Origin of the sequence: Amycolatopsis sp. w19 (assembly GCF_051373225.1) — a bacterium.
GTDB classification, from domain to species: Bacteria; Actinomycetota; Actinomycetes; order Mycobacteriales; family Pseudonocardiaceae; genus Amycolatopsis; species Amycolatopsis japonica.
In genome coordinates this window covers 45,298-65,489 of sequence record NZ_JBPQFM010000031.1, presented here as the reverse complement: position 1 = coordinate 65,489, position 20,192 = coordinate 45,298, and the positions used below count along the sequence as shown (strand labels likewise).

Below are 20,192 nucleotides of genomic sequence, written 5' to 3'. Positions count from 1 at the left end.
TTCGGGGTGTCGTGCGGGTCACGGAAGGTGGCGGTGGCAGGATGTGCGCGGTCGAGACCTGAAGGAGCCGGAAGGGGTGAGCGCGTGCCCGGTCCACAACGTGTCACGCTGCCGCCGACCGTGGTCGCCTCCCATCTCCGCGCATGCGCGGACGATCTCGCCGTCTCCCTCACCGCCTCCGGTCCCGCCGCGACCGTGCCCGAGCTGCTCAAAGTGGTCCGGCACCTCGTCGCGGGCCAGCAGGCGCTGGCCATCGCGCTCGAAGGTATGGCGGGCCGGGTCGAAGGGGGCGGAGAAGGCGCGCTGGCCACCGCCCCGATGGTCGACGTCGAGGTGGTCGCCGAAGTGCTCCGTGCGGCGGCCACCGCTGTCGACTGTTCGGCCGAGGCGCTCGCCGAATCGCGTCCGTCATTCGAATGTGTGAGCGATTCAGTAGCCCCTGACACCCGTTTGTAGCTGTCCCGCCGCTTCGGCGCGTGGATACGCTGACCAGGCGGAGGTGGGCCATGCGCGCGGTGTGGAAAGGCACGATCGGATTCGGGACCTACGCCATTCCGGTGAAGGCGTACAGCGCGACCGAGGAGCACAACATCCCCCTCCACCAGGTGCACGAGCCGGACGGCGGCCGGGTGCGGGTGAAGTGGGTCTGCGAGGTCGACGGCGCCGAGGTGCCCGCGGCCGAGATCGCGAAGGGGTACCCCGTCCCCAACGGCGACGTCGTCCTGCTGACCGCCGGTGATTTCGCGTCGCTGGTCGCGCCGACCACCCAGTCGATGGACGTCGTCGGCTTCACCCCGGCCGACCAGGTCGACCCGATGTACTTCGCGCGCAGCTACTACCTGGAACCGGAGCCGGCGGGCACCAAGCCTTACGTGCTGTTGAGCGAGGCGCTGCAGCAGTCCGGGCGGATCGCCATCGTCAAGGTGACCTTGCGGCAACGCGAGACGCTGGGCGCGCTGCGCGTGCGGGACCAGATCATTCTGCTCGAGACGATGCTGTGGCCCGACGAGATCCGGCGGCCCGACTTCCCGTTCCTGCACGAAGACGTCGATCTGCGGCGCGGGGAACTGCGGAACGCGGTCTCGCTGATCGAAGACCTCACGCGGGATTTCGAGCCCGGCCGGTACACCGATCGCTACCGTGAGGCGCTCGAAGCGCTCATCCAAGCCAAACTGGACGGCGACGACGTCCTCCAGCCGACCGCGGCCGAACAGGCGGAAGGTGTGACGCGGCTGCTGGCCGCCTTGCAGCAGGGCCCGGTCGAGAAGGCCAAGGACGCGGCGGACAAGGCACGCCAGGCGCGGACGCGGGCGAAGCGGGCTTCGTCGTCGGCCAAGACCAGTTGAGTAGATCTACTCAGGGGGAGTTGAGGGTCTTCACGCTGCCGTGACCCCAGGGTGACCGGGCATGGTTATGCCATCGCGCGGAGAGAGCGCGGGCAGCGAATCGCCTGGTACTGGGGGTCCGGCGATACCGAGTCCCGCGAAGCTCGCCAAGTGTGCTTACGGTCGGCTCGCGGGGAGGCGAGCCTTCCGTAGGGGCTCCGGTACCGGTCTGCGAGGGGCGATCGGTCCCGGAGCCCTGTTTGCGCGCTAGAGCCGCTTGGCCGCGCGGAACGCCTTCGCGTAGGTGCCTTCGCCGTCGATCAGCGAGGTGCCACCGGCGTCGCCGAAGGTCGGCCCGTTGGCGACCTTCCGGCTGGACAGCACTCGCCGCCTGCCGTCACTGTCGAGTCCGAGATAGATGCCGGTATGCGAAACCCGGGGCCCGAGCGCCGGCTCCAGGTTGAAGAACAGCAGATCGCCGGGCTGGAGGGCCGCGTAGTCCGTGGCCTGCCTCCTGGCGTCCTCGATCAACGTCGTGCCCGGCCCGAGCTCCGACATCGCCCAGGCGCGCCGCGGCAGACCTGGCCCTTTCGTGTTGGTTCCCAGCAGCGGGTAACCCGCGCGGTAGCCGTAGACCATCCGTACGAAGCCCGAGCAGTCGAGGGAACCGAACCGGGCGCGCTCCGCCTTTTCGTGTTTGTCGGGGAAATCCCAGTCGACGCCGAGATAGTCGTAGAAGTCGGACTTTTCAAGCCGCCCTTCGGCACTGTCGGGCCCGAAGGACGCGTCACCGGCTACGCGAAGCTTCTTGGTTGTCTGGGGCGGGGCGCCTTCGGAGTACTGCAGGGCTATGGCCAGCAGATCCGGTGACGTGTCGCCGAGGGCCTTGGGCAACCAGTCGCGGAACCACCCCTCACGCTCGGCACCCGCTTTCCACGGCTCGGGCGCGAACCGGATCCACGCCGACGACGTGACGGTGACCGTGGTGAACTTCGGTTCGGCGAAGGTCCGGCTCTTGCCGGACAGCAGCACCGAGCGCGACCCGTCGGTGAAGGACGCCAGCTGGGTGCCGAGGGAATCCCGGACGACCGTCCGGGCGGGGTTCTCGAGCCGTTCGTAGGTGTACCCGCCGATCGCCGCGTCGCCGCCGGGAGGCGCGGACGCCGACACCGCGGTGATGTCCCGCGGCTCCTCCTTCGCGACGTACACCGCGGCCGTCCCGGACACGCCGATCACCGCGACCAGCACCCCGATCCGGATCGCTTTGCGCATCGACGTCCTCACAACGTGGGAACCAGCCCGACCAGCACCCCGCTGATCAGGATCGCGTAACTGGCGAGGCTCACGCCCCCGGTGGCGAGGACGGTCGCCGCCGGCGGTTGCCGCACCAGCTGGTAGGCCACCAGGCCGGGGACCACGAAGCCCAGTGTCTGGTGCACGAACAGCAGCGGGAAGTCGGCCTGCAGGACGAGCAGCAGGGTGGTCTGCAGGACGACCCCCAGCAGGACCACCGCGGCGAACAGGCGCTTGCCGTAGAGGATCACCACCCGCTGCAGGATCTTGGTGCCCACGTAGGTCAGCGCGGTCATCAGCACGATGATCGCCGCCCGCCGGAAGTCCTCGACGATGGTCAATGCGATCCAGCCAGGGGTGATCATGCCGCCGGGGGACAGGTTCGTGGTCAGGTAACAGACCAGCGACAGCAGCAGCCCGATGGCGAGCCCGATGGTGGCGACCTCGGGGGAGAGTGAAGTGGTGAGCATCAGGAGGCGATCGTTTCCAGTTTCGCGAGTTCGTCGATGAGCAGTTCGCCCTGACCGTGGATGTTGCCGATGGCGATCAGCGACGCTTGCCGGTCGACGCCACCGATGATCTTGCGCAGCAGTTCCTCGGGAGGCCGTGAGCCGCCGAGGTCGACGACGCGGTCCTGCCATTCGCCGGGGATCGCGATCCGGGCGCTGCGCGTCGGCTCGCCGATCAGCACCACCCGTTCCGGCGCGACCCGCGGGATCAGCGCGCCCATCTGCCCGTTGCGTTCGACGCGGTCGGGGCGGCAGTTGATGATCACGTGCAGCGGATCGGCGATCGCCCCCTGCGCGCGAAGCTGATCGATGTTCATCAGGGTCGATTCGGGATCGTTCGCGGCGAAGACGTTCGCGAAGCGCACCTGGCGCCGCCCGGCGCGATAGCGGTGGACCTGGAGCACTCCGGGGTCGGGCGGGGCGGCCCACATCCCTTCGAGCGCGAGGCGCCGGTTGACCTTGAGCAGATCGGCCACGGCCAGCGCGATCGCCACGTTCTCCTTGAACGTGATCCAGCCGAATCCGCGCATCTCCTCGTCGGTGACGCTTTCCGGATCGACGGCGATCAGACGGCAGTCCCGCTTGTCGGCCTCCTCCTGGAGGATCGCGAGACGGTCCTTCTCCGCGGTGAGGCAGATCCCGCCGACCGGCATCGACCGGCTCAGTGACCGCGCCACGTCGTCCAGCGTCGGGCCCATTTCGGCGAGATGGTCCTCCCGGACGTTGCACAGCACGCCGATGGTGGACCGGATCAGCTTGCTCTGGTTGATCTCCTGGAGATCCGGCATCACCGCCATGCACTCGATCACCAGCGCGTCCGGCCGGTACGCGGCGGCACGGCGGACGATGCCGATCTGCTCGACGACGTTGGCGATGCCGAACTTGCGGTAGACCGGCTCCTCGCTGCCGTCGGGATGGATGAACCTGGCCGCCGTGCCGGTCGTCTTCGCGGTCGTCACGAGACCGCCGCCGCGCAGTGCGCCCGCGCAGAGGCGGGTGATCGACGATTTCCCGCGGATGCCGTTGACCAGCACCCGGGTCGGGATGCTGTGCAGGTTCCGGTAGTGGCGGCGCTGTTCGGCGATACCCGCGGCGAGCATCGCCGACGACGCCACGAGAAGCACGAAGTAGAGGAAGGTCATTTCCGGCCCCGTTCCGCCGGCTCGGGCCGCCGGTTTCCCTGGTGCCGCCGCGGCTGCGGGCGGGGTTTCAGCGGCTGCGGTTCGCGCCGCCGGACCGGCCGGGGGTGACCGCGGACCGGCTCGTCCTCGATCCGCTGGAGCAGTTTGGTTTCGTCGGTCGCCGCTCCGGCAGGCCGCCGGACCTCGCCGAGCCGCGTCTTGCCATCGGTCAGCGCCTGGCGGCAGATCTCGACGCAGGAGGCGATGGTGCCGATCTCGTCCTGGCGCTGGGGATAGACCACGGCGCCCATCCCGACGCCCTTCGCGATGGGCACGGCGGATTCGGCCACCCGCCGCAATGGCCGGACGACGACCAGCAGATGCCAGGCGAACAGCATCAGGGCGACGACCGCCGTGAGGAGCGCGGCGACCCTGGCCCCCGACCGGACGGTGTTGTCCGCGACACCGAGTGAGGAGACCGGCTGGTCGGCGACGACGACCCAGTTCAGGTCGGCGACGCTGCCGTCGTCGGCGAGGCGGCTCGCGACCACCAACGACGAATCGGTGCTTTCGCGGGCGTCCTCGCCGGACTGCGCGGTGGTGACGTTCTTGACCAGCACGGAGTCGGTGAGTTCGGAGAAGGCCAGATAGCCCTGGGTGTCGGCGATGGTGCGCTTGCCTTCGTCGACGACGCGTACGCGACCACCCGCCGAGCCGAGCACCGACGCCATCCTCGGGATGTCGTACTCGCCGACCACGACCTTGCCGGAGTCCGGGAGACGTGCGAAGGCGTACACCACGGGCACCCGGCCGCTGGTGTTGTGCTGGTGGATACCCGAGCCGTCGGGCAGCTTCCCGGGATCGCGCAGCGATTCGCGCCCTGCTTGGTGAACTACGTTGCCTTCTTCGTCGGTGACGTAGACGCTCCGGAACCGGTTTTCGTCCTCGGCGAGCCGTTCGAGCATGCCGTTCAGCCGGTCCGGCCGTTCCGCCGAACCGAGCCGGGCGACGGAGCGCAGGTCGCCGAGCCCCTGGGCGAGGCTGCGGCGCAGGGTCTCCGCCGAATGCGTGACGCGGCCGCCGTACTCGCCGAGCACGGCGGGGGAGACCGTGGCGTGCTGGCGGCCCAAGGTCGCGGCGACGGCGACCGACCAGCCGAGCAGCGCGAGCGTGACGACGGCGACGATCACCTGCGCGGAGACCACCGGCTTCACCTTGTCGCGGGGTCTGCGCCTGGCCAGTTTCGACCGGTACCGTTCGACCGCGCGGGTCAGCCGGTTCACTTCGCGGATCCTCGATTGCCGTACCGGTTCGTCGAGCGAGCCTGCCGCGACCGCGAGGGCGTCGGCGCGCAGACGGAGGATCGGCTTGACGACGGCGCTCCGCAACAGCACGAACCCGGCGACGGCGAGGACCAGCAGCGCGGCCGCCGGCAGCAGACCCGGCCACCGCGCCGGCGCCGGTTCGACCGGGAACCGGCTGAGCGTGACGACCGCCAGCCCCAGGCTGCCCGCGGTGCCGTCCGAGGTGATCGGGGCGTAGGACACGACCGGTGCGAGCCGCTCGCCCGAATCCGTCGCGGTGCCGCTGAGCACCCCCGATTCCCCGGCCGCGGCGGCCGTGGAGGCGCGGGCGAGCAGATCCTGTGCGACGCGGTCGGTCGCGGGCACTTCGTTCCCGGACGAGAAGAGCGGCACGCCGTCCGGGGTGACCAGCCGGATCTGCCGCACGGGGCCCTTGTCGAGTTCCGCCGAAAGACCGCGCAGCGGCGTCGAGACGACGAGGAGCCTGCCTGCGCGGTCGCCGGTGAGCGGCAGGGCGGTGAGGACGAGGGGGCTGTCGCCGGGCCGGGCGATCGGGCGGACGGTGAGGTTCGTGACGTCGACGCCACGGAGGTTTTCGACCGCGACCGGCTCGCCGTGGGTGGCCACGACCCGTTTCGCGGCGGGATCGAACACGGCGATTCCACGCCAGTCCGGGTAGGTCTTGCCGAGGCGGGCGAGCACGGCGTCGTCGCCGCCGTTGTCGAAGACGCCGGAATCGGTGGCGACGCGGAGGTCCCCCGCCGCCGAGGTGGCCGACGTGGCCAACGATTGGGCGAGGGCGGCGGTCGCGCGTTGCCGCCCCGCGGTGACCTCGTCCGGGAGCTGCCCGCCCGAGTCGGCGCGGAGCAGTGAGAGCGGTCCGGCCGTCGACAGGTAGACGGCGGTGAAGGCCGCGATCATCACAAGGAGGACGAAGGTGGTGGCGGACGCCACCCCCACACCTCGGGGGAAACCCGCCTCCGGGATCTGGTCGCGCAGGCGCGCCGCGGGGTCGGGCTGGTCCTTCTGCCGCTTCACTGGCCCTCGTGTCTTTCGGTAATCGGCTGGTTCGCGGCGCACGTCGGCCAGTAGCGAAACGTGTTCCCGATCAGGTCACACCGAGGTATCAAAAGTGTTAGTGAGGACGTTACAACTCCGCCGAGTGTCGGCAAAATGCACCTGGCAGTACCCATTCGGGTCAGTCAGTAGAGTCCGGGTGGTGATCGGCCGAACTCGAATGTTGCTCAGCGTGACCAGTGTCGCTCTGGCTCTGGCCTTGGTGCTGACCCTCGTGCTGGTCCTCGGTGACGACGAGTCACAGCGACCCCCTCTCGACCCGGAGGCCGACCTGAGTTCACTGCTCGCCGGATTCACGTCGTCGCTTTCCGCTGAGCAGGACTACCGGTCACCCGGGGCGGGTGAACGCCGGACGGCCGCGGCCGGTTTCGCCGCGTTGCTGGACGCCTCTCCCGAGGGAACGGCGAGCCTCGGGAAGCTCGGATTCGCGGTACGCGACGGGACGGACCGGCAGACCGGGCGGCCTTACACGGTCGCGGTGAACGAATCCGGTACCGAGCGATCCTGGGGTATGTACCTGATCGACCGGTCGGCCCCGCCGTCGCTGGCCGTCGAGGTCCCGCATCCCGTGTCGGATCTGCGGACCGAGTCGTTCGGTCTCGACTACTTCCGCCAGGTGCCGGGCGCGGTGCTGCTGATCGCGGGCGCGCACCGCAAGGCGGACGACGGCCGCGCGGACGTCGCGCACGAGGTGGATTCCGTGTTCCACGTGGTCGCCACCACCCTCGCCGGACGGGGGCTGCCGCAGATCCAGCTGCACGGCTTCGACGACCAGAACCTGCCCGACGACGACATCGTGCTCTCGTCCGGCGCGACCGTCGCCGGCCCGCCCGCCCACCGCGCCGCGGATCGGCTCGAAGCCGCCGGTCTCGACGTCTGCCGGGCCTGGGCGTCGTCGTGCGGGGCATTGGAAGGGACGAAGAACGTGCAGGGCAAGGCGGCGGCGAAGGACGGCACGGTCTTCCTGCATGTCGAGATGAGCCGCACCGTCCGGGAAGCCGGCACCGCGAACGTCATCCGGGCTTTGGTCGAAGCCGACCTTCGCAAAGCCTGAACGGGTCTTCGCAACCGTGTCAACGCCGGCCTCGGACACCGACTACCCTGGGAAGCCGCCGGTTCGTACCGGCGAGCCACAACGACCCAGCTGGAGCGTGCACACCCGTGTTCGACACCCTCTCCGATCGGCTCACGTCCGCCCTGCAGACGCTGTCTCGCAAGGGCAGGCTCTCCGACGCCGACATCGACGCCACCGCGCGCGAGATCCGGATCGCGCTGCTCGAGGCGGATGTCGCGCTGTCTGTGGTCAAGGACTTCATCGCCCGGATCAAGGAGCGCGCCAAGGGCGCCGAGGTGCACGGCGCGCTGAACCCGGCGCAGCAGGTCATCAAGATCGTCAACGAGGAACTCGTCACCATCCTCGGCGGCGAGACCAGGCGGCTCACGTTCGCGAAGAACCCGCCGACGGTCATCATGCTCGCGGGTCTGCAGGGTGCCGGTAAGACGACGCTCGCGGGCAAGCTCGCGATGTGGCTGAAGAAACAGGGCCACGCGCCGATGCTGGTCGCGTGTGACCTCCAGCGTCCCAACGCCGTCACGCAGCTGCAGGTCGTCGGAGAGCGGGCCGGGGTCGCGGTCTTCGCGCCCGAGCCCGGGAACGGCGTCGGCGACCCGGTCGACGTCGCCCGCCGCGCCATCGACGAGGCCAAGCGCGCCCAGCACGACATCGTCCTCGTCGACACCGCCGGCCGTCTGGGCGTCGACGAAGAGCTGATGAAGCAGGCCGCGGACATCCGCGACGCCGTTTCTCCGGACGAGACGCTGTTCGTCGTCGACGCGATGATCGGTCAGGACGCGGTCACCACGGCCGAAGCCTTCCGCGACGGCGTCGGCTTCACCGGCGTCGTGCTCACCAAGCTCGACGGTGACGCCCGCGGTGGTGCCGCGCTGTCGGTCCGCCAGGTCACCGGCCAGCCGATCCTGTTCGCCTCCAACGGCGAGAAGCTCGAAGACTTCGACCTCTTCCACCCGGACCGGATGGCCAGCCGGATCCTCGGCATGGGTGACGTGCTCAGCCTCATCGAGCAGGCCGAGCAGCACTTCGACCAGGAGAAGGCCGAGCAGACCGCGGCCAAGCTCGGCAGCGGCCAGCTCACCCTCGAAGACTTCCTCGAGCAGATGCTCGCGGTCCGCAAGATGGGCCCGATCGGCAATCTGCTCGGCATGCTGCCGGGCGCCGGGCAGATGAAGGACCAGCTCGCGCAGGTCGACGACAAACAGCTCGACAAGCTGCAGGCGATCATCCGCGGGATGACCCCCGCCGAGCGGGCCGACCCGAAGATCATCAACGCTTCGCGCCGCGTGCGGATCTCGAAGGGGTCCGGTGTCGCCGTCCGCGACGTCAACGACCTGGTCAACCGGTTCTTCGAAGCGCGCAAGATGATGGCGCAGATGGCGGGCCGCTTCGGCTTCGGCGGCGGAGGCGGCGGCAGCAAGAACCGCAAGGGCAAGAAGGGGAAGAAGGGCAAGGGGCGCGGCCCGACGCAGCCCAAGGTCCGCGGCGGCTTCCCCGGCGGTATGCCGATGCTGCCCCCGGGCGGCGGGATGCCCGGTGGGGGGATGCCCGACCTTTCGCAGCTCGGCGGCATGAACGACGTACCCGGGTTCGACCCGAAGAAGTTCAAGCTGCCGAAGGACAAGTAGCCCGTGGAGGCGCTGCACCTGGCGGGTGTCGTCCTGCCGGACGGCGAGCACCGTGGGCTGTGGGTCACCGGTGGCCGGATCACGACCGAACCGGTCGCCGGGGCGGAAACCGTTGTCCGGGAAGGCTTTCTCGTTCCCGGACTGGTCGACGCGCATTGCCATCCCGGTATCGGGGTCGGTGGCGCGACCACCCTCGAAGAGGCCACCGAGCAGGCGATCACCGATCGCGACGCCGGGACGCTGCTGATCCGCGACTGCGGGCTGCCGATCGACGTCCGGCCGTTGCAGGAACGGGCCGATCTGCCGCGGATCATCCGCGCCGGACGGCATCTCGCCCTGCGCAAGCGCTACATCCCCGGCCTCGGTATCGAACTCGAAGACCCTTCCCAGCTGCCGAAGGCGGTCGCCGAACAGGCCCGTGACGGCGACGGCTGGGTCAAACTCGTCGGCGACTGGATCGACCGGGGCATCGGCGATCTCGCGCCGCTCTGGCCTGACGACGTGCTCGCCGAAGCCATCGCGGTCGCGCACGCCGAGGGCGCCAAGGTAACGGCGCACGTGTTCGGCCAAGCCGCGTTGCCCGGTCTCATCGACGCGGGGATCGACTGCCTCGAACACGGCACGGAGCTCTCGGCGGACCAGCTGGGCGTCCTCGCCGAGCGGGAAATCGCGCTCGTGCCGACCCTGATCAACATCGAGAACTTCCCCGGCATCGCGGACAAGGCGGGCAAGTACCCGGTGTACGCGGACCACATGCGGGCGCTGCACGCCGGCGTGGGGGAGATGGTCTCGACGGCGATCGAGGCCGGCGTCCAGGTGTACGCGGGAAGCGACGCGGGCGGCATGGTCGAGCACGGCAGGCTCGTCGACGAGATCGAGGCACTGCACAAGGCGGGCATGTCCGCGGAGCAGGCGCTCGCTTCGGCTTCGTGGGCGGCTCGCGACTGGCTCGGCGTACCGGGAATCGTCGATGGCGCTTCGGCCGACCTGCTCGTTTACCCGTCCGATCCGCGTGAGGATCTCGCGGTGCTCCGCCATCCGAGCCACATCGTGCTGCGTGGCAAGATCTACGCCTGACCCGACTCCATCCGTGACGGGAGCGGTACCTAGCGTGGAGGCGTGGTGGACGACGGGCAGGCTCGCGAGCGTCTGGTACTCGGAGCGCACTGGGGATTCGTAGCGTTCTTCGCGGGCATCGCCGGATACCACCTCGTCACGCTCGTCATGAGCTTCCTGATGTCGGGCCGCTTCGGCGGCTACGACCCGCTCGAACTCCGTGACGTCGGCCCGCTGCTGATCCTCGCGTTCCTGCCGACCCTCGTGCTCGGCCTCGGCCCCGCGGTCGGTTCACGCGTCTGGGGCCAGGGTCTTCGCGCGGACTTCGGACTCAAGCCCACGTGGCGCGACGTCCGGATCGGGCTCGCCTGCGGAGCCGCCGCTCTCGCCGCCGGCTATCTCCTCAACCTGCTCCTGCTGGCCGTCTACGGGACCGACAGCGACGACCGGGCCTTCTCCGACGTCTCGCCCGGGCCGATCACCGAACTGTCGGGAACCACCGAAGGCGACACGATCTGGCTGGTGCTGGCCGCGGTCATCGTCGTCCTCGCCGCTCCGGTCACCGAAGAACTGCTCTTCCGCGGCACGCTGTGGAACGCCATGGGCTTCCACCGCCTGCCTTCCTGGGTGATCCTGCTGGTCACCGCTCTGGTGTTCGCCCAGTTGCACGGGGAGGCCGCGCGCACGATCGCGTTGTTCGGCCAGGGCATCGCCATCGGTCTGGCCCGTTATCTGTCCGGCCGGGTGAGCGCTTCCGTGATCGCGCACGCGGCCAACAACCTCCCACCGGCTGTATTGCTCTTCGCGGCGAGGTGATCGCCGGTCCAGGCGGTTAGAGTCTTTGAGTAACCGAACGATCACCGGAGGATCGGCGTGACCGTATCTCAGCCCAGGGAGCCGATCCCCGAGGCCGCGCCGCCGGATGAGCTCCCAGAAGAAGTCAGTGCCGGAGGTGAGGTGGCCGCGCCCGGCACGCCACCGCCGCATCGCTGGGGATTCGGGGCCTTCCTCCTGGTGGAGGCCGTCCTGCTGGCGTCGGCGGCGTTCATCAGCGTCCTGCTCGGCGACGTCCAGCCCGGCCAGCCCCTGCCGATGCGCATGGTGCTGCTCGGCACCATGCTGCCGACGATGATCGCGGCGGGCGTGGCGCTGCTGATCACCCGGCTGCGGGGCAACGGCCCGTTCATCGACCTGCGGATCGGCTGGAGCTGGGCCGACGTCAAGGTCGGCCTCAAACTCGGGGTGCTCGGGCTCGGGTTCACCTCGCTCGCCGCCTGGGCCTGGACGCAGGTCGTGGGCAACGAGAACGCGACCTCGGCGATCAGCGCGCTCGTCGAGGATCGGCGGATGTCGGTCTCGGCCGCCGTCGTCATGTTCATCTACCTGTGGCTGGTCGGGCCGATCTGCGAGGAGATCATCTACCGCGGCCTCCTGTGGGGCGCGGTCGAGCGATTGACCTGGCGCACCGAACGCTGGGGGAGGATCGCGGCGTTCCTGGTCTCCACGGCCGTTTTCGCGGCGAGCCACCTCGAACCGCTGCGCACCACGTTGCTGCTGGTGATCGCGATCCCGATCGGGCTGGCCAGGGTGTTCACCGGGCGGCTGCTCGGCAGCGTGGTCGCCCACCAGGTGAACAACTTCCTCCCGGCCGTGACCATCCTGCTCGCGTCGCTCGGGATAGCCGCGTTCTGACGGCCGGTCGGCGTCTGGCAGAATGTACGCTTGCCTGCTTTGGCCGGACCCTCTCACCGCGCCCGAGCTCACCCTTCGGGTGTGCGCAGCCGTGTCCCCACTCGGCTGGCGTGCGCCTTCCACATGCATCAGAGAGAACTGAGGAGTACCCACACCCGTGGCCGTCAAGATCAAGCTGCAGCGTCTCGGCAAGATCCGTGCGCCGTACTACCGCATCATCGTCGCCGACGCGCGCACCCGCCGTGATGGCAAGGCCATCGAGACGATCGGCAAGTACCACCCCAAGGAAGAGCCGAGCTTCATCGAGGTCGACACCGAGCGGGCCCAGCACTGGCTGTCCGTCGGCGCCCAGCCGACCGAGCCGGTCCAGCGCATCCTCGAGATCACCGGTGACTGGCAGAAGTTCAAGGGTCTCCCGGGCGCCGAGGGCACCCTGAAGGTCGCCGAGCCGAAGCCGTCGAAGCAGGACCTGTTCAACGCCGCGCTCGCGGCCGCCGGTGACTCGGCCTCCGCCGAAGCCACCACGCCGAAGAAGAAGTCCGCCCCGAAGAAGGCCGAGGCCGAGAAGGCCGAAGCCGCCGAGGGTGACAAGGCCGAGGCGTGAGCTTCCTCGCTGACTCCCTCGAGCACCTGGTGCGCGGGATCGTCGACAACCCGGACGAGGTCCGGGTCGAGCTGCTGACCACTCGCCGTGGCCGCACGCTCGAGGTGCACGTGCACCCCGACGATCTCGGCAAGGTGATCGGCCGGGGCGGTCGTACCGCGACCGCCCTGCGCACCGTCATGGGCGGCATCGGTGGCCGCGGCGTCCGCGTGGACGTCGTCGACACCGATCGCTGACCAAGGACTGAACGGGATGGACGTCGTAGTCGGCCGTATCGCCAAGGCGCACGGAATCCGCGGGGAACTCGCGGTGGACGTGCGCACGGACTCGCCGGAACAGCGGTTCGCGGTCGGTTCGGCCGTCACGACGAAGCTGCGTGACGGCAGCAGCAGAGACCTCACCATCGCAGCCGCCCGCGAACACAGCGGGCGGCTGCTGGTGCGTTTCGAAGAGGTGCTGACCAGGGACGTCGCGGAGACCCTCCGCGGCGCGCTGCTGATCGCCGACACCTCGACACTGCCGCCGACCGAAGACCCCGACGAGTTCTACGACCACGAACTCGAAGGCCTGCGGGCCGAACTCGCCGACGGCACCGTCGTCGGCAAGGTGCTCGAAATCGTGCATTCGCCCGCCGGTGAACTGCTGTCGATCGAGCACGACGGACGTGAGGTGCTGGTGCCGTTCGTGAAGGCGATCGTCCCGGCCGTCGACGTCGCGGGCGGCCGCGTGGTCCTCGACCCGCCGGAAGGCCTGCTGGACGCCTGATGCGCCTCGACGTCGTCACGATCTTCCCCGAATACCTCGATCCGCTCCGCGCCGCGCTGCTCGGGCGCGCGATCGACCGCGGCCTCATCGAGGTCGGCGTCCACGACCTGCGGAACTGGACGCACGACGTCCACCGCGCCGTCGACGACGCCCCGTACGGCGGAGGGCCCGGCATGGTGATGAAACCGCAGATCTGGGGCCCCGCCCTGGACGAGATCTGCGGCGAGAACACCCGCCTCGTGGTCCCGACCCCCGCCGGACGGCCCTTCACCCAGGCCATGGCCCACCAGTACGCCGCCGAGGAACACCTGGTGTTCGCCTGCGGCCGCTACGAGGGCATCGACCAGCGGGTGATCGACGACGCCGCGCGGCGGATGCCCGTCGACGAGGTCTCCATCGGCGACTACGTGCTGGTCGGCGGCGAGGCGGCGGTGCTGGTGATGGTCGAGGCCGTCGTCCGGCTGCTGCCCGGGGTGCTCGGCAACTCCCGCTCCGCCGAGGAGGACTCGTTCTCCGACGGGCTGCTCGAAGGCCCCAGCTACACCCGGCCGGAGGTCTGGCGCGACCTGGCCGTACCCGACGTGCTGCGCTCGGGAAACCACGCGCTGATCGACCGCTGGCGCCGCGACCAGGCGCTGGAACGCACCGTCCGGCGCAGGCCCGAACTGATCGGCCTGCTGCCGGAAGGTAGTCTCGACAAGCACGATCTCAAGGTCCTCGACCGGTTGGACGAGGGCAGCGACCAGGCCGGGTCGAACACCTGATTCCTGGTCTGCAATACTTGACAGGTTGGCGTGAGCGGACGCGCGATAACTTGACAGGTGCTGTCAGTACGAGTCAAGGCCGCGAGGTTCGCCGGAACGCCATCAGCCCCCGGGGAGGTCGCAGTGCCCGACACTGCGCGCCCAAGCTGCACGTAAGCCATACGAAGACGAGGACGGACCACCGATGAACACCCTGGACGCGCTGGACGCGCAGTCACTGCGTTCCGACATCCCGGACTTCCGACCGGGCGACACGCTCAAGGTTCACGTCCGCGTCATCGAGGGCAACCGCGAGCGCAACCAGATCTTCCAGGGCGTCGTGCTGCGTCGCCAGGGCGGCGGCATCCGCGAGACCTTCACGGTCCGCAAGGTGTCGTTCGGCATCGGCGTGGAGCGCACCTTCCCGGTGCACTCGCCGAACATCGCCGAGGTCGAGGTCTTCAAGCGCGGCGACGTCCGCCGGGCGAAGCTGTACTACCTCCGCGAGCTGCGCGGCAAGGCCGCCAAGATCAAGGAACGCCGCGAAAACCGCGAGACGACCTCCGCCAAGTAGGTAGCCACCCGGTTACAGGTAACCTGGCGTCGTGGTCGAACCCGTGTCCCAGAACACCTCCGAAGACGAGCCCGATCGCCCCGAAGAGGAGCGCCCCACGCGGGCCTCCCGCCGGGGCCGATCCGGTTCCAAGAAATTCGGCAAGGTCAACAAGAAGCGGTCGTTCTGGAAGGAACTGCCGATCCTGATCGTCGTCGCGCTCGTGCTGACGATCTTGATCCAGCAGTTCCTCGCCAAGGTCTACATGATCCCCTCGGGATCGATGGAGACCACTTTGCACGGCTGCTCGGGATGCACGGGCGACCGGATCCTGGTCGACCGGATCACGTACGACTTCACCGATCCCGGCCCTGGCGACGTGGTGGTCTTCAAGGGCCCGCCCGCCTGGGTCGGCGAGATCGACACGCCGGAGTCCAGCAACATCTTCGTCACCGGATTCCGCACGCTGGGTTCCCTGATCGGGTTCGCGCCGCCGGACGAGCGCGACTTCGTCAAGCGGATCATCGCGGTCGGCGGCCAGACGGTCCAATGCTGCGACAACAACCGCGTCGTCGTCGACGGCAAGGCACTCGACGAGCCGTACGTCCACTGGGAAGAGGGCATGGCCCCCACCGAGCGGACGTTCGAGCCGGTCAAGGTGCCCGCCGGCTACGTCTGGGTGATGGGCGACAACCGCAACAACTCCAGCGACTCCCGTATCCAGGGTGGCGGTGGGGTCAACGGTGCCGTCCCGGTGGACAACATCATCGGCAAGGCACGGGTCATCGTGCTCCCGCCCGGCCGCTGGGGTGGCGTTTCGGACCACAACCCGCAGGCGAACGCTCAGCCGCTGGCGCTCGGCGCCCCGGCTTGGCAGCAGGGGCTCCCCTTGGGAGTCGGTATCGCCGCGGCGTGGCCCGTGCTCTTCCTCGGCAGGCGGATGTCGGCCGGAGTGCGCAAGGCGGTCGACCGGAGGCGGTAGGGCCTTGAGAGTTCCTGTACCGCTCACACCGGCCGAGCCGCTTCGGCCGCCGCGGGCAGTGGTGCGTGGCGACCTCTTCTGGGGTTTGCAGGGTGCGCTGGACCGGCGGGGCCTCGGGCCCGTCGCCGGAGTCGACGAGGCAGGGCGCGGTGCTTGCGCCGGCCCGCTCGTCGTGGCCGCCTGCGTCCTGCGTCCCGGTGATGCCGCCCGCTTGCCCGAGCTCACCGACTCGAAGGTGCTCACGGCCAAGGCCCGTGACCGGGTGTACGACCGGGTCGTCCAGCGAGCCGTCGACTACTCGGTCATCGTCATCCCGGCGGCCGAGGTCGACCTGTTCGGCATCCACGTCATGAACCTCGAAGGCATGCGGCGAGCCGTCTCGGCGCTGCGGAACACGCCCGGTTACGTCCTGACCGACGGGTTCCGTGTGTCCGGGCTGCCCGCTCCGAGTGTCCCGGTGATCAAAGGCGACAAGGCCGTCGCGTGCGTCGCGGCGGCTTCCGTGCTGGCGAAGGTCACCAGGGACCGGATCATGAGCGACCTGCACGACGTCCACCCGCACTACGGTTTCGACGTGCACAAGGGGTACAGCACCACCGACCACGGCGCCGCGCTGGACACTCACGGTCCGAGTCCGGTCCATCGCTGGTCGTACGCCAACGTGGCCACCGCGGCCGCCGCGCACCGGGTGCGGCCGCCTCACCCGGTCGTGCTGACCGTCGCGGCACTGGAAAACCCGAGCGTGCCGATACGTGCCCTCGGCCCGTACGTGGGTAACAATGAACGCTCCGCCGCTGGAACAGCAGCAAAATCGCGAGGAGGGGCGCGGATTTCATGAGCGCAGAGGATCTCGAGAAGTACGAGACCGAGATGGAGCTCTCGCTTTACCGCGAGTATCGCGACATAGTCGGCCAGTTCTCGTACGTGGTGGAGACCGAGCGGCGGTTCTATCTGGCCAACGCCGTCGACGTGCAGGTGCGCGACGGCGGCGGCGAGGTGTACTTCGAGGTCCGCATGTCCGACGCGTGGGTCTGGGACATGTACCGGCCCGCCCGGTTCGTCAAGCACGTCCGGGTCATCACGTTCAAGGACGTCAACGTCGAGGAACTCGACAAACCGGATCTCCGGCTGCCGGAAGACGGACCGTTCTCAGGCTGATCCCCCTAAGTACGTGAAGGCCCTCTTCACGGCGTTTGGCGCCGTGAAGAGGGCCTTCACGTTTCTGCCCGGGGCCACATAGCACAGCCCACCGACGATCCCGCCCGACAAGCCCCCATGGCGGCCGAACCATCCACAACACCCCGGTTGTCCACAGGCGCCCAAATCAGGTCTGTCCCCCACCCCCTCACCCTGGCAGCGTTGATCGCACACGCACTGTGACGATCGCTGAGGGGGATCGAGATGACGAGCACGGCCGAACAGCCGCCCGCCGGGGCACCACGGATCGAACTGGGCCGCTGGGGAGAGGACCTCGCGGTCCGGCATCTGGAGAAGAGGGGCTATGTCGTCCTGAGCCGCAACTGGCGTTGTCGTGACGGCGAACTGGATCTCATCGCGACCGACAGGAAACGCCTCGTCTTCTGCGAGGTGAAGACAAGGACGGGGCTGGGTTTCGGCACCCCGGCCGAGGCGGTGACCCCGGACAAGGCGGATCGCATCCGCCGTCTCGCTTATCAATGGCAGCGCAAGTTCATGCTCCGCTGGGCCCCGGTCCGCTACGACATCATCGCGATCGTCGCCTCGCCTGACGCCCCGCCTAGGGTGCGGCATATCAAGGCGGCGTTCTGAATGGCGCTGGCGAAGGCCTGGTCGGTCGCGCTTCTCGGCGTCGAGGGCAGGATGATCGAGATCGAGGCCGACATCGGCGGCGGATCGCCGAAGGTGACGATGGTCGGCCTCCCCGACACCGGGCTGAAAGAGGCCAAGGACAGGGTCCGTTCCGCCGTGCGCAATTCCGGGCGGACCTGGCCGGACGAGAGGGTGATCCTCGGCCTGTCGCCGGCGAATCTCCCGAAGGTGGGGTCCGGCTACGACCTGGGGATCGCAGCGGCGGTCATGGCCGCCACCGGCTCGGTTCCCGCGACGAAACTGCTGAACACCGTGCTGCTCGGTGAGCTCGCCCTCGACGGCTGGGTACGGGCGGTCCGCGGGGTCCTGCCGGGGCTGCTGGCGGCGCGCAACGCCGGGTACGGACGGGCCGTCGTTCCCGCCGAGTCGCTGTTCGAAGCCGCTCTTGTGGACGGGCTGGAGGTCGGTGGAGTAGCGCGGCTGAGCGACTTCGTGGACTGGCTCAAAGGCGAAGGGGAGCTCACCCTCCCCGAACCGTCCGTCGTCCAGGCGCCGCCACAGGTACCCGACCTCGCCGACGTCGTAGGGCAGCCGGAAGCGCGATGGGCGCTTGAGGTGGCCGCGGCCGGTGGGCATCACCTGCTCATGACCGGCCCGCCCGGGGTGGGCAAGACGATGCTCGCGAAACGCCTTCCCGGTCTGCTTCCGCGACTGACCGCCGAAGAGTCGCTGCAAGTGACAGCGGTGCATTCGATCGACGGTTCGCTCTCCCGCGCCGAACCGCTCGTCACCGTGCCGCCGTTCGTCGCGCCGCATCATTCGATCAGCGTGCCCGCCCTGATCGGCGGCGGAAGCGGCCTGGCCGTGCCCGGCGCGATCAGCCGCGCGCACCGGGGAATCCTGTTCCTCGACGAGGTGTGCGAGTTCGGCCAGGAGCGGCTGGAGTCGCTGCGCACGGTGCTCGAAGAGGGCGAAGTGCGGATCGCGAGGGTCAAGGGCGCCGTGCGGTACCCGGCACGTTTCCAGTTGGTCTTGGCGACCAACCCCTGCCCTTGCGCTCCGGCGAAGGACGCCGACTGCACATGCTCGGCGACCGTGCGAAGGCGCTACTTGGGCCGCCTGTCCGGGCCATTACTCGATCGGGTGGATCTGCGGGTTCGGCTGCGCCCGCTGTCCGCGCTCAGCGCGCATCTGAGCGAGCCGCCCGAGGCGTCGGCGGCCGTCCGGGAGCGGGTGCTGGAGGCACGCGAGCGTGCCGGGAAACGCTGGGCGGAGCAAGGCTGGCTCACGAACGCGGAAGTGCCCGGTCCCGCGCTGCGCCGCGAGTTCGCCCTGCCGTCGCAGGTCACGGCGCTGCTGGATCGCGCGTTGGAGCGGGGCGCGATCACCGCGCGCGGCGCCGACCGCTGCCTTCGCATCGCTTGGACGCTCGCCGATTTGAAGGGGGCCGACAAGCCGGAGGCGGACGAGGTCGCGGCGGCGCTGAACTTCCGGGAGAGGTCATCCGGATGAGTGAACTCGAAGCCGAACGCCTCGCCCGGTCGTACCTCCTGCGTGTGGCCGAGCCCCCGGCACCCGCTTTGGCCGGTTTCGTGGGCGAATTCGGCCCTGTCGCCGCCGCGGAACGGGTGCGTCGCGCCGACTGCCCGCCGAAGGTGCGCGACGAGACGGCCGCCCGGCGAGTGCACGACTACGCCGAGCGGGATCTGGAGCGCGCCGCGGCCGACGAGACCAGGCTCGTCATCCCCGAAGACGACGAATGGCCTGCCTGGCCGTTGCTTTCGCTGGCCGTGGCGCAGGGCAGGGGCGTTTCCGGCATGGCGCCTCCGCTGGCGTTGTGGGTCCGCGGTCCGGTCAAGCTCGGCGAAGCGGTCGACCAGGCGATCGCGATCGTCGGCGCCCGCGCGGCGACCGGATACGGCGAGCACAACGCGGCCGAAGTGGGCTATCACCTCGCGAGCCGGGGGATCCCGGTGTTCTCGGGAGCGGCGTTCGGCATCGACGGCGCCGCCCACCGGGGCGCGTTGAGCGCGGACGGGACGACGGTCGCCGTGCTCGGCTGCGGAGCCGACGTCGAGTACCCGGCGCAGCACGCGACCTTGTTGCGCAACATCGGAAAGGTCGGCGCGGTGGTCAGCGAGTATCCGCCGGGCACCACGCCCGCGAGGCATCGGTTCCTCGTCCGGAACAGGCTCATCGCGGCGCTCACCGAAGGGACCGTCGTGGTCGAGGCGGGCAGGCGCAGCGGCGCGCGGAACACCGCGAGTACGGCCGGGGCCCTGGGCAAGGTCGTGATGGCCATGCCGGGCCCGGTCTCGTCGGGGATGTCCGCCGGCTGCCACGCGCTGATCCGCGAAGGCGAGGCCACGCTGGTGACCTCGGTCGACGAAATCCTCGAGACCGCCGGACGGTTCGGGGCGGAGGGGACGGATCCGTCGAAACCGCGCCACCGCACCGATCGGCTCGGTCCGGAGGCGCTGCGCGTGCACGACGCCCTGTCCACGCGGTCGGCGAGACCCGAGGAAAGACTCGCGGCCGAGTCGGGCATCCCGGTCGAACGCGTCCGCTCGCTGCTTCCCGAACTGGAACTCGACGGCTTCGCGGAAAGGAGTGACGCAGGGTGGCGAAAACGAGCTGCCAAGACCTGACTGGCCTACACCTGAGGCGCCATCCCGGCACG

At 69.4% G+C, this 20,192-nt stretch carries 22 protein-coding genes; 18 read left to right on the top strand and 4 right to left on the bottom strand.

Translation table 11 applies throughout. The features are described from left to right. Positions 1-84: 84 nt before the first annotated feature. Together ACSMFO_RS36745 and ACSMFO_RS36740 are read left to right on the top strand one after the other, a co-directional pair. A complete protein-coding gene (locus tag ACSMFO_RS36745; RefSeq protein WP_038509843.1) occupies positions 85-456 on the top strand; it encodes a hypothetical protein in 372 nt (123 codons plus the stop codon). Positions 457-506: 50 nt separating this feature from the next. Then, the gene (locus ACSMFO_RS36740) at positions 507-1,346 is read left to right on the top strand and encodes a Ku protein (RefSeq protein WP_436462143.1); all 840 of its coding nucleotides are present in this window, start codon (positions 507-509) and stop codon (positions 1,344-1,346) included. A gap of 246 nt (positions 1,347-1,592) precedes the next feature. Here ACSMFO_RS36740 and ACSMFO_RS36735 read toward each other — a convergent pair whose 3' ends face one another. From ACSMFO_RS36735 to ACSMFO_RS36720, 4 genes are read right to left on the bottom strand one after another with little or no spacing between them, the layout of a single operon-like run. After that, positions 1,593-2,597 (bottom strand): NlpC/P60 family protein, encoded by a 1,005-nt coding sequence (locus tag ACSMFO_RS36735; protein ID WP_436462142.1) that lies wholly within the window; start codon positions 2,595-2,597, stop codon positions 1,593-1,595. Positions 2,598-2,605: 8 nt separating this feature from the next. After that, positions 2,606-3,088: a poly-gamma-glutamate biosynthesis protein PgsC/CapC gene (locus tag ACSMFO_RS36730; protein ID WP_038509849.1), complete on the bottom strand. Its 483-nt coding sequence runs from the start codon at positions 3,086-3,088 to the stop codon at positions 2,606-2,608. Further along, entirely contained in the window at positions 3,088-4,269 is a 1,182-nt protein-coding gene (gene pgsB / locus ACSMFO_RS36725) for a poly-gamma-glutamate synthase PgsB (protein WP_038509851.1), read from the bottom strand. The genes ACSMFO_RS36730 and pgsB overlap by 1 nt, the downstream gene beginning before the upstream one ends. After that, positions 4,266-6,590: a HAMP domain-containing protein gene (locus tag ACSMFO_RS36720; RefSeq protein WP_436462141.1), complete on the bottom strand. Its 2,325-nt coding sequence runs from the start codon at positions 6,588-6,590 to the stop codon at positions 4,266-4,268. Before ACSMFO_RS36720 ends, pgsB begins: the two co-directional genes overlap by 4 nt. Positions 6,591-6,801: 211 nt before the next feature. Between ACSMFO_RS36720 and ACSMFO_RS36715 the strand changes: the two genes are divergently transcribed. The 16 genes from ACSMFO_RS36715 (at position 6,802) to dprA (ending at position 20,160) form a co-directional block, all read left to right on the top strand. Beyond that, positions 6,802-7,683, top strand: coding sequence for a hypothetical protein (locus ACSMFO_RS36715; protein ID WP_436462140.1), 882 nt, complete (start codon positions 6,802-6,804; stop codon positions 7,681-7,683). Between the two features lie 107 nt (positions 7,684-7,790). Then, positions 7,791-9,329, top strand: a complete 1,539-nt coding sequence (gene ffh, locus ACSMFO_RS36710; protein ID WP_038509855.1) for a signal recognition particle protein — start codon at positions 7,791-7,793, stop codon at positions 9,327-9,329. 3 nt (positions 9,330-9,332) lie between these two features. After that, positions 9,333-10,406: an amidohydrolase family protein gene (locus ACSMFO_RS36705; protein WP_436462139.1), complete on the top strand. Its 1,074-nt coding sequence runs from the start codon at positions 9,333-9,335 to the stop codon at positions 10,404-10,406. Between the two features lie 45 nt (positions 10,407-10,451). Next, positions 10,452-11,201, top strand: a complete 750-nt coding sequence (locus tag ACSMFO_RS36700) for a CPBP family intramembrane glutamic endopeptidase (RefSeq protein WP_436462148.1) — start codon at positions 10,452-10,454, stop codon at positions 11,199-11,201. A 57-nt stretch (positions 11,202-11,258) separates the two neighbouring features. Then, on the top strand, positions 11,259-12,077 hold the full coding sequence (locus tag ACSMFO_RS36695) for a CPBP family intramembrane glutamic endopeptidase (protein ID WP_436462138.1): 819 nt from the start codon (positions 11,259-11,261) through the stop codon (positions 12,075-12,077). Between the two features lie 157 nt (positions 12,078-12,234). Next, positions 12,235-12,681 carry a 30S ribosomal protein S16 gene (gene rpsP / locus ACSMFO_RS36690; protein WP_037342314.1) on the top strand — a complete coding sequence of 149 codons (447 nt, stop codon included), beginning with the start codon at positions 12,235-12,237 and terminating at the stop codon, positions 12,679-12,681. Further along, positions 12,678-12,917, top strand: coding sequence for an RNA-binding protein (locus ACSMFO_RS36685; protein WP_003103110.1), 240 nt, complete (start codon positions 12,678-12,680; stop codon positions 12,915-12,917). Before rpsP ends, ACSMFO_RS36685 begins: the two co-directional genes overlap by 4 nt. A gap of 16 nt (positions 12,918-12,933) precedes the next feature. Further along, a complete protein-coding gene (gene rimM / locus ACSMFO_RS36680; protein WP_037342315.1) occupies positions 12,934-13,446 on the top strand; it encodes a ribosome maturation factor RimM in 513 nt (170 codons plus the stop codon). Continuing rightward, complete coding sequence (gene trmD, locus ACSMFO_RS36675) at positions 13,446-14,210, top strand: tRNA (guanosine(37)-N1)-methyltransferase TrmD (RefSeq protein ID WP_436462137.1); 765 nt, start codon at positions 13,446-13,448, stop codon at positions 14,208-14,210. The genes rimM and trmD overlap by 1 nt, the downstream gene beginning before the upstream one ends. 184 nt (positions 14,211-14,394) lie before the next feature. Beyond that, positions 14,395-14,763, top strand: coding sequence for a 50S ribosomal protein L19 (gene rplS, locus ACSMFO_RS36670; RefSeq protein ID WP_005154717.1), 369 nt, complete (start codon positions 14,395-14,397; stop codon positions 14,761-14,763). A 31-nt stretch (positions 14,764-14,794) separates the two neighbouring features. After that, entirely contained in the window at positions 14,795-15,724 is a 930-nt protein-coding gene (gene lepB, locus ACSMFO_RS36665) for a signal peptidase I (protein ID WP_038509871.1), read from the top strand. A 58-nt stretch (positions 15,725-15,782) separates the two neighbouring features. Beyond that, positions 15,783-16,562, top strand: coding sequence for a ribonuclease HII (locus ACSMFO_RS36660; protein ID WP_038509873.1), 780 nt, complete (start codon positions 15,783-15,785; stop codon positions 16,560-16,562). After that, on the top strand, positions 16,559-16,882 hold the full coding sequence (locus tag ACSMFO_RS36655; RefSeq protein ID WP_003096226.1) for a DUF2469 domain-containing protein: 324 nt from the start codon (positions 16,559-16,561) through the stop codon (positions 16,880-16,882). The genes ACSMFO_RS36660 and ACSMFO_RS36655 overlap by 4 nt, the downstream gene beginning before the upstream one ends. A gap of 243 nt (positions 16,883-17,125) precedes the next feature. Beyond that, complete coding sequence (locus tag ACSMFO_RS36650) at positions 17,126-17,512, top strand: YraN family protein (RefSeq protein WP_038509877.1); 387 nt, start codon at positions 17,126-17,128, stop codon at positions 17,510-17,512. Next, complete coding sequence (locus ACSMFO_RS36645; protein ID WP_436462136.1) at positions 17,513-19,024, top strand: YifB family Mg chelatase-like AAA ATPase; 1,512 nt, start codon at positions 17,513-17,515, stop codon at positions 19,022-19,024. After that, the gene (gene dprA / locus ACSMFO_RS36640; RefSeq protein WP_436462135.1) at positions 19,021-20,160 is read left to right on the top strand and encodes a DNA-processing protein DprA; all 1,140 of its coding nucleotides are present in this window, start codon (positions 19,021-19,023) and stop codon (positions 20,158-20,160) included. The genes ACSMFO_RS36645 and dprA overlap by 4 nt, the downstream gene beginning before the upstream one ends. Positions 20,161-20,192 lie beyond the last annotated feature (32 nt).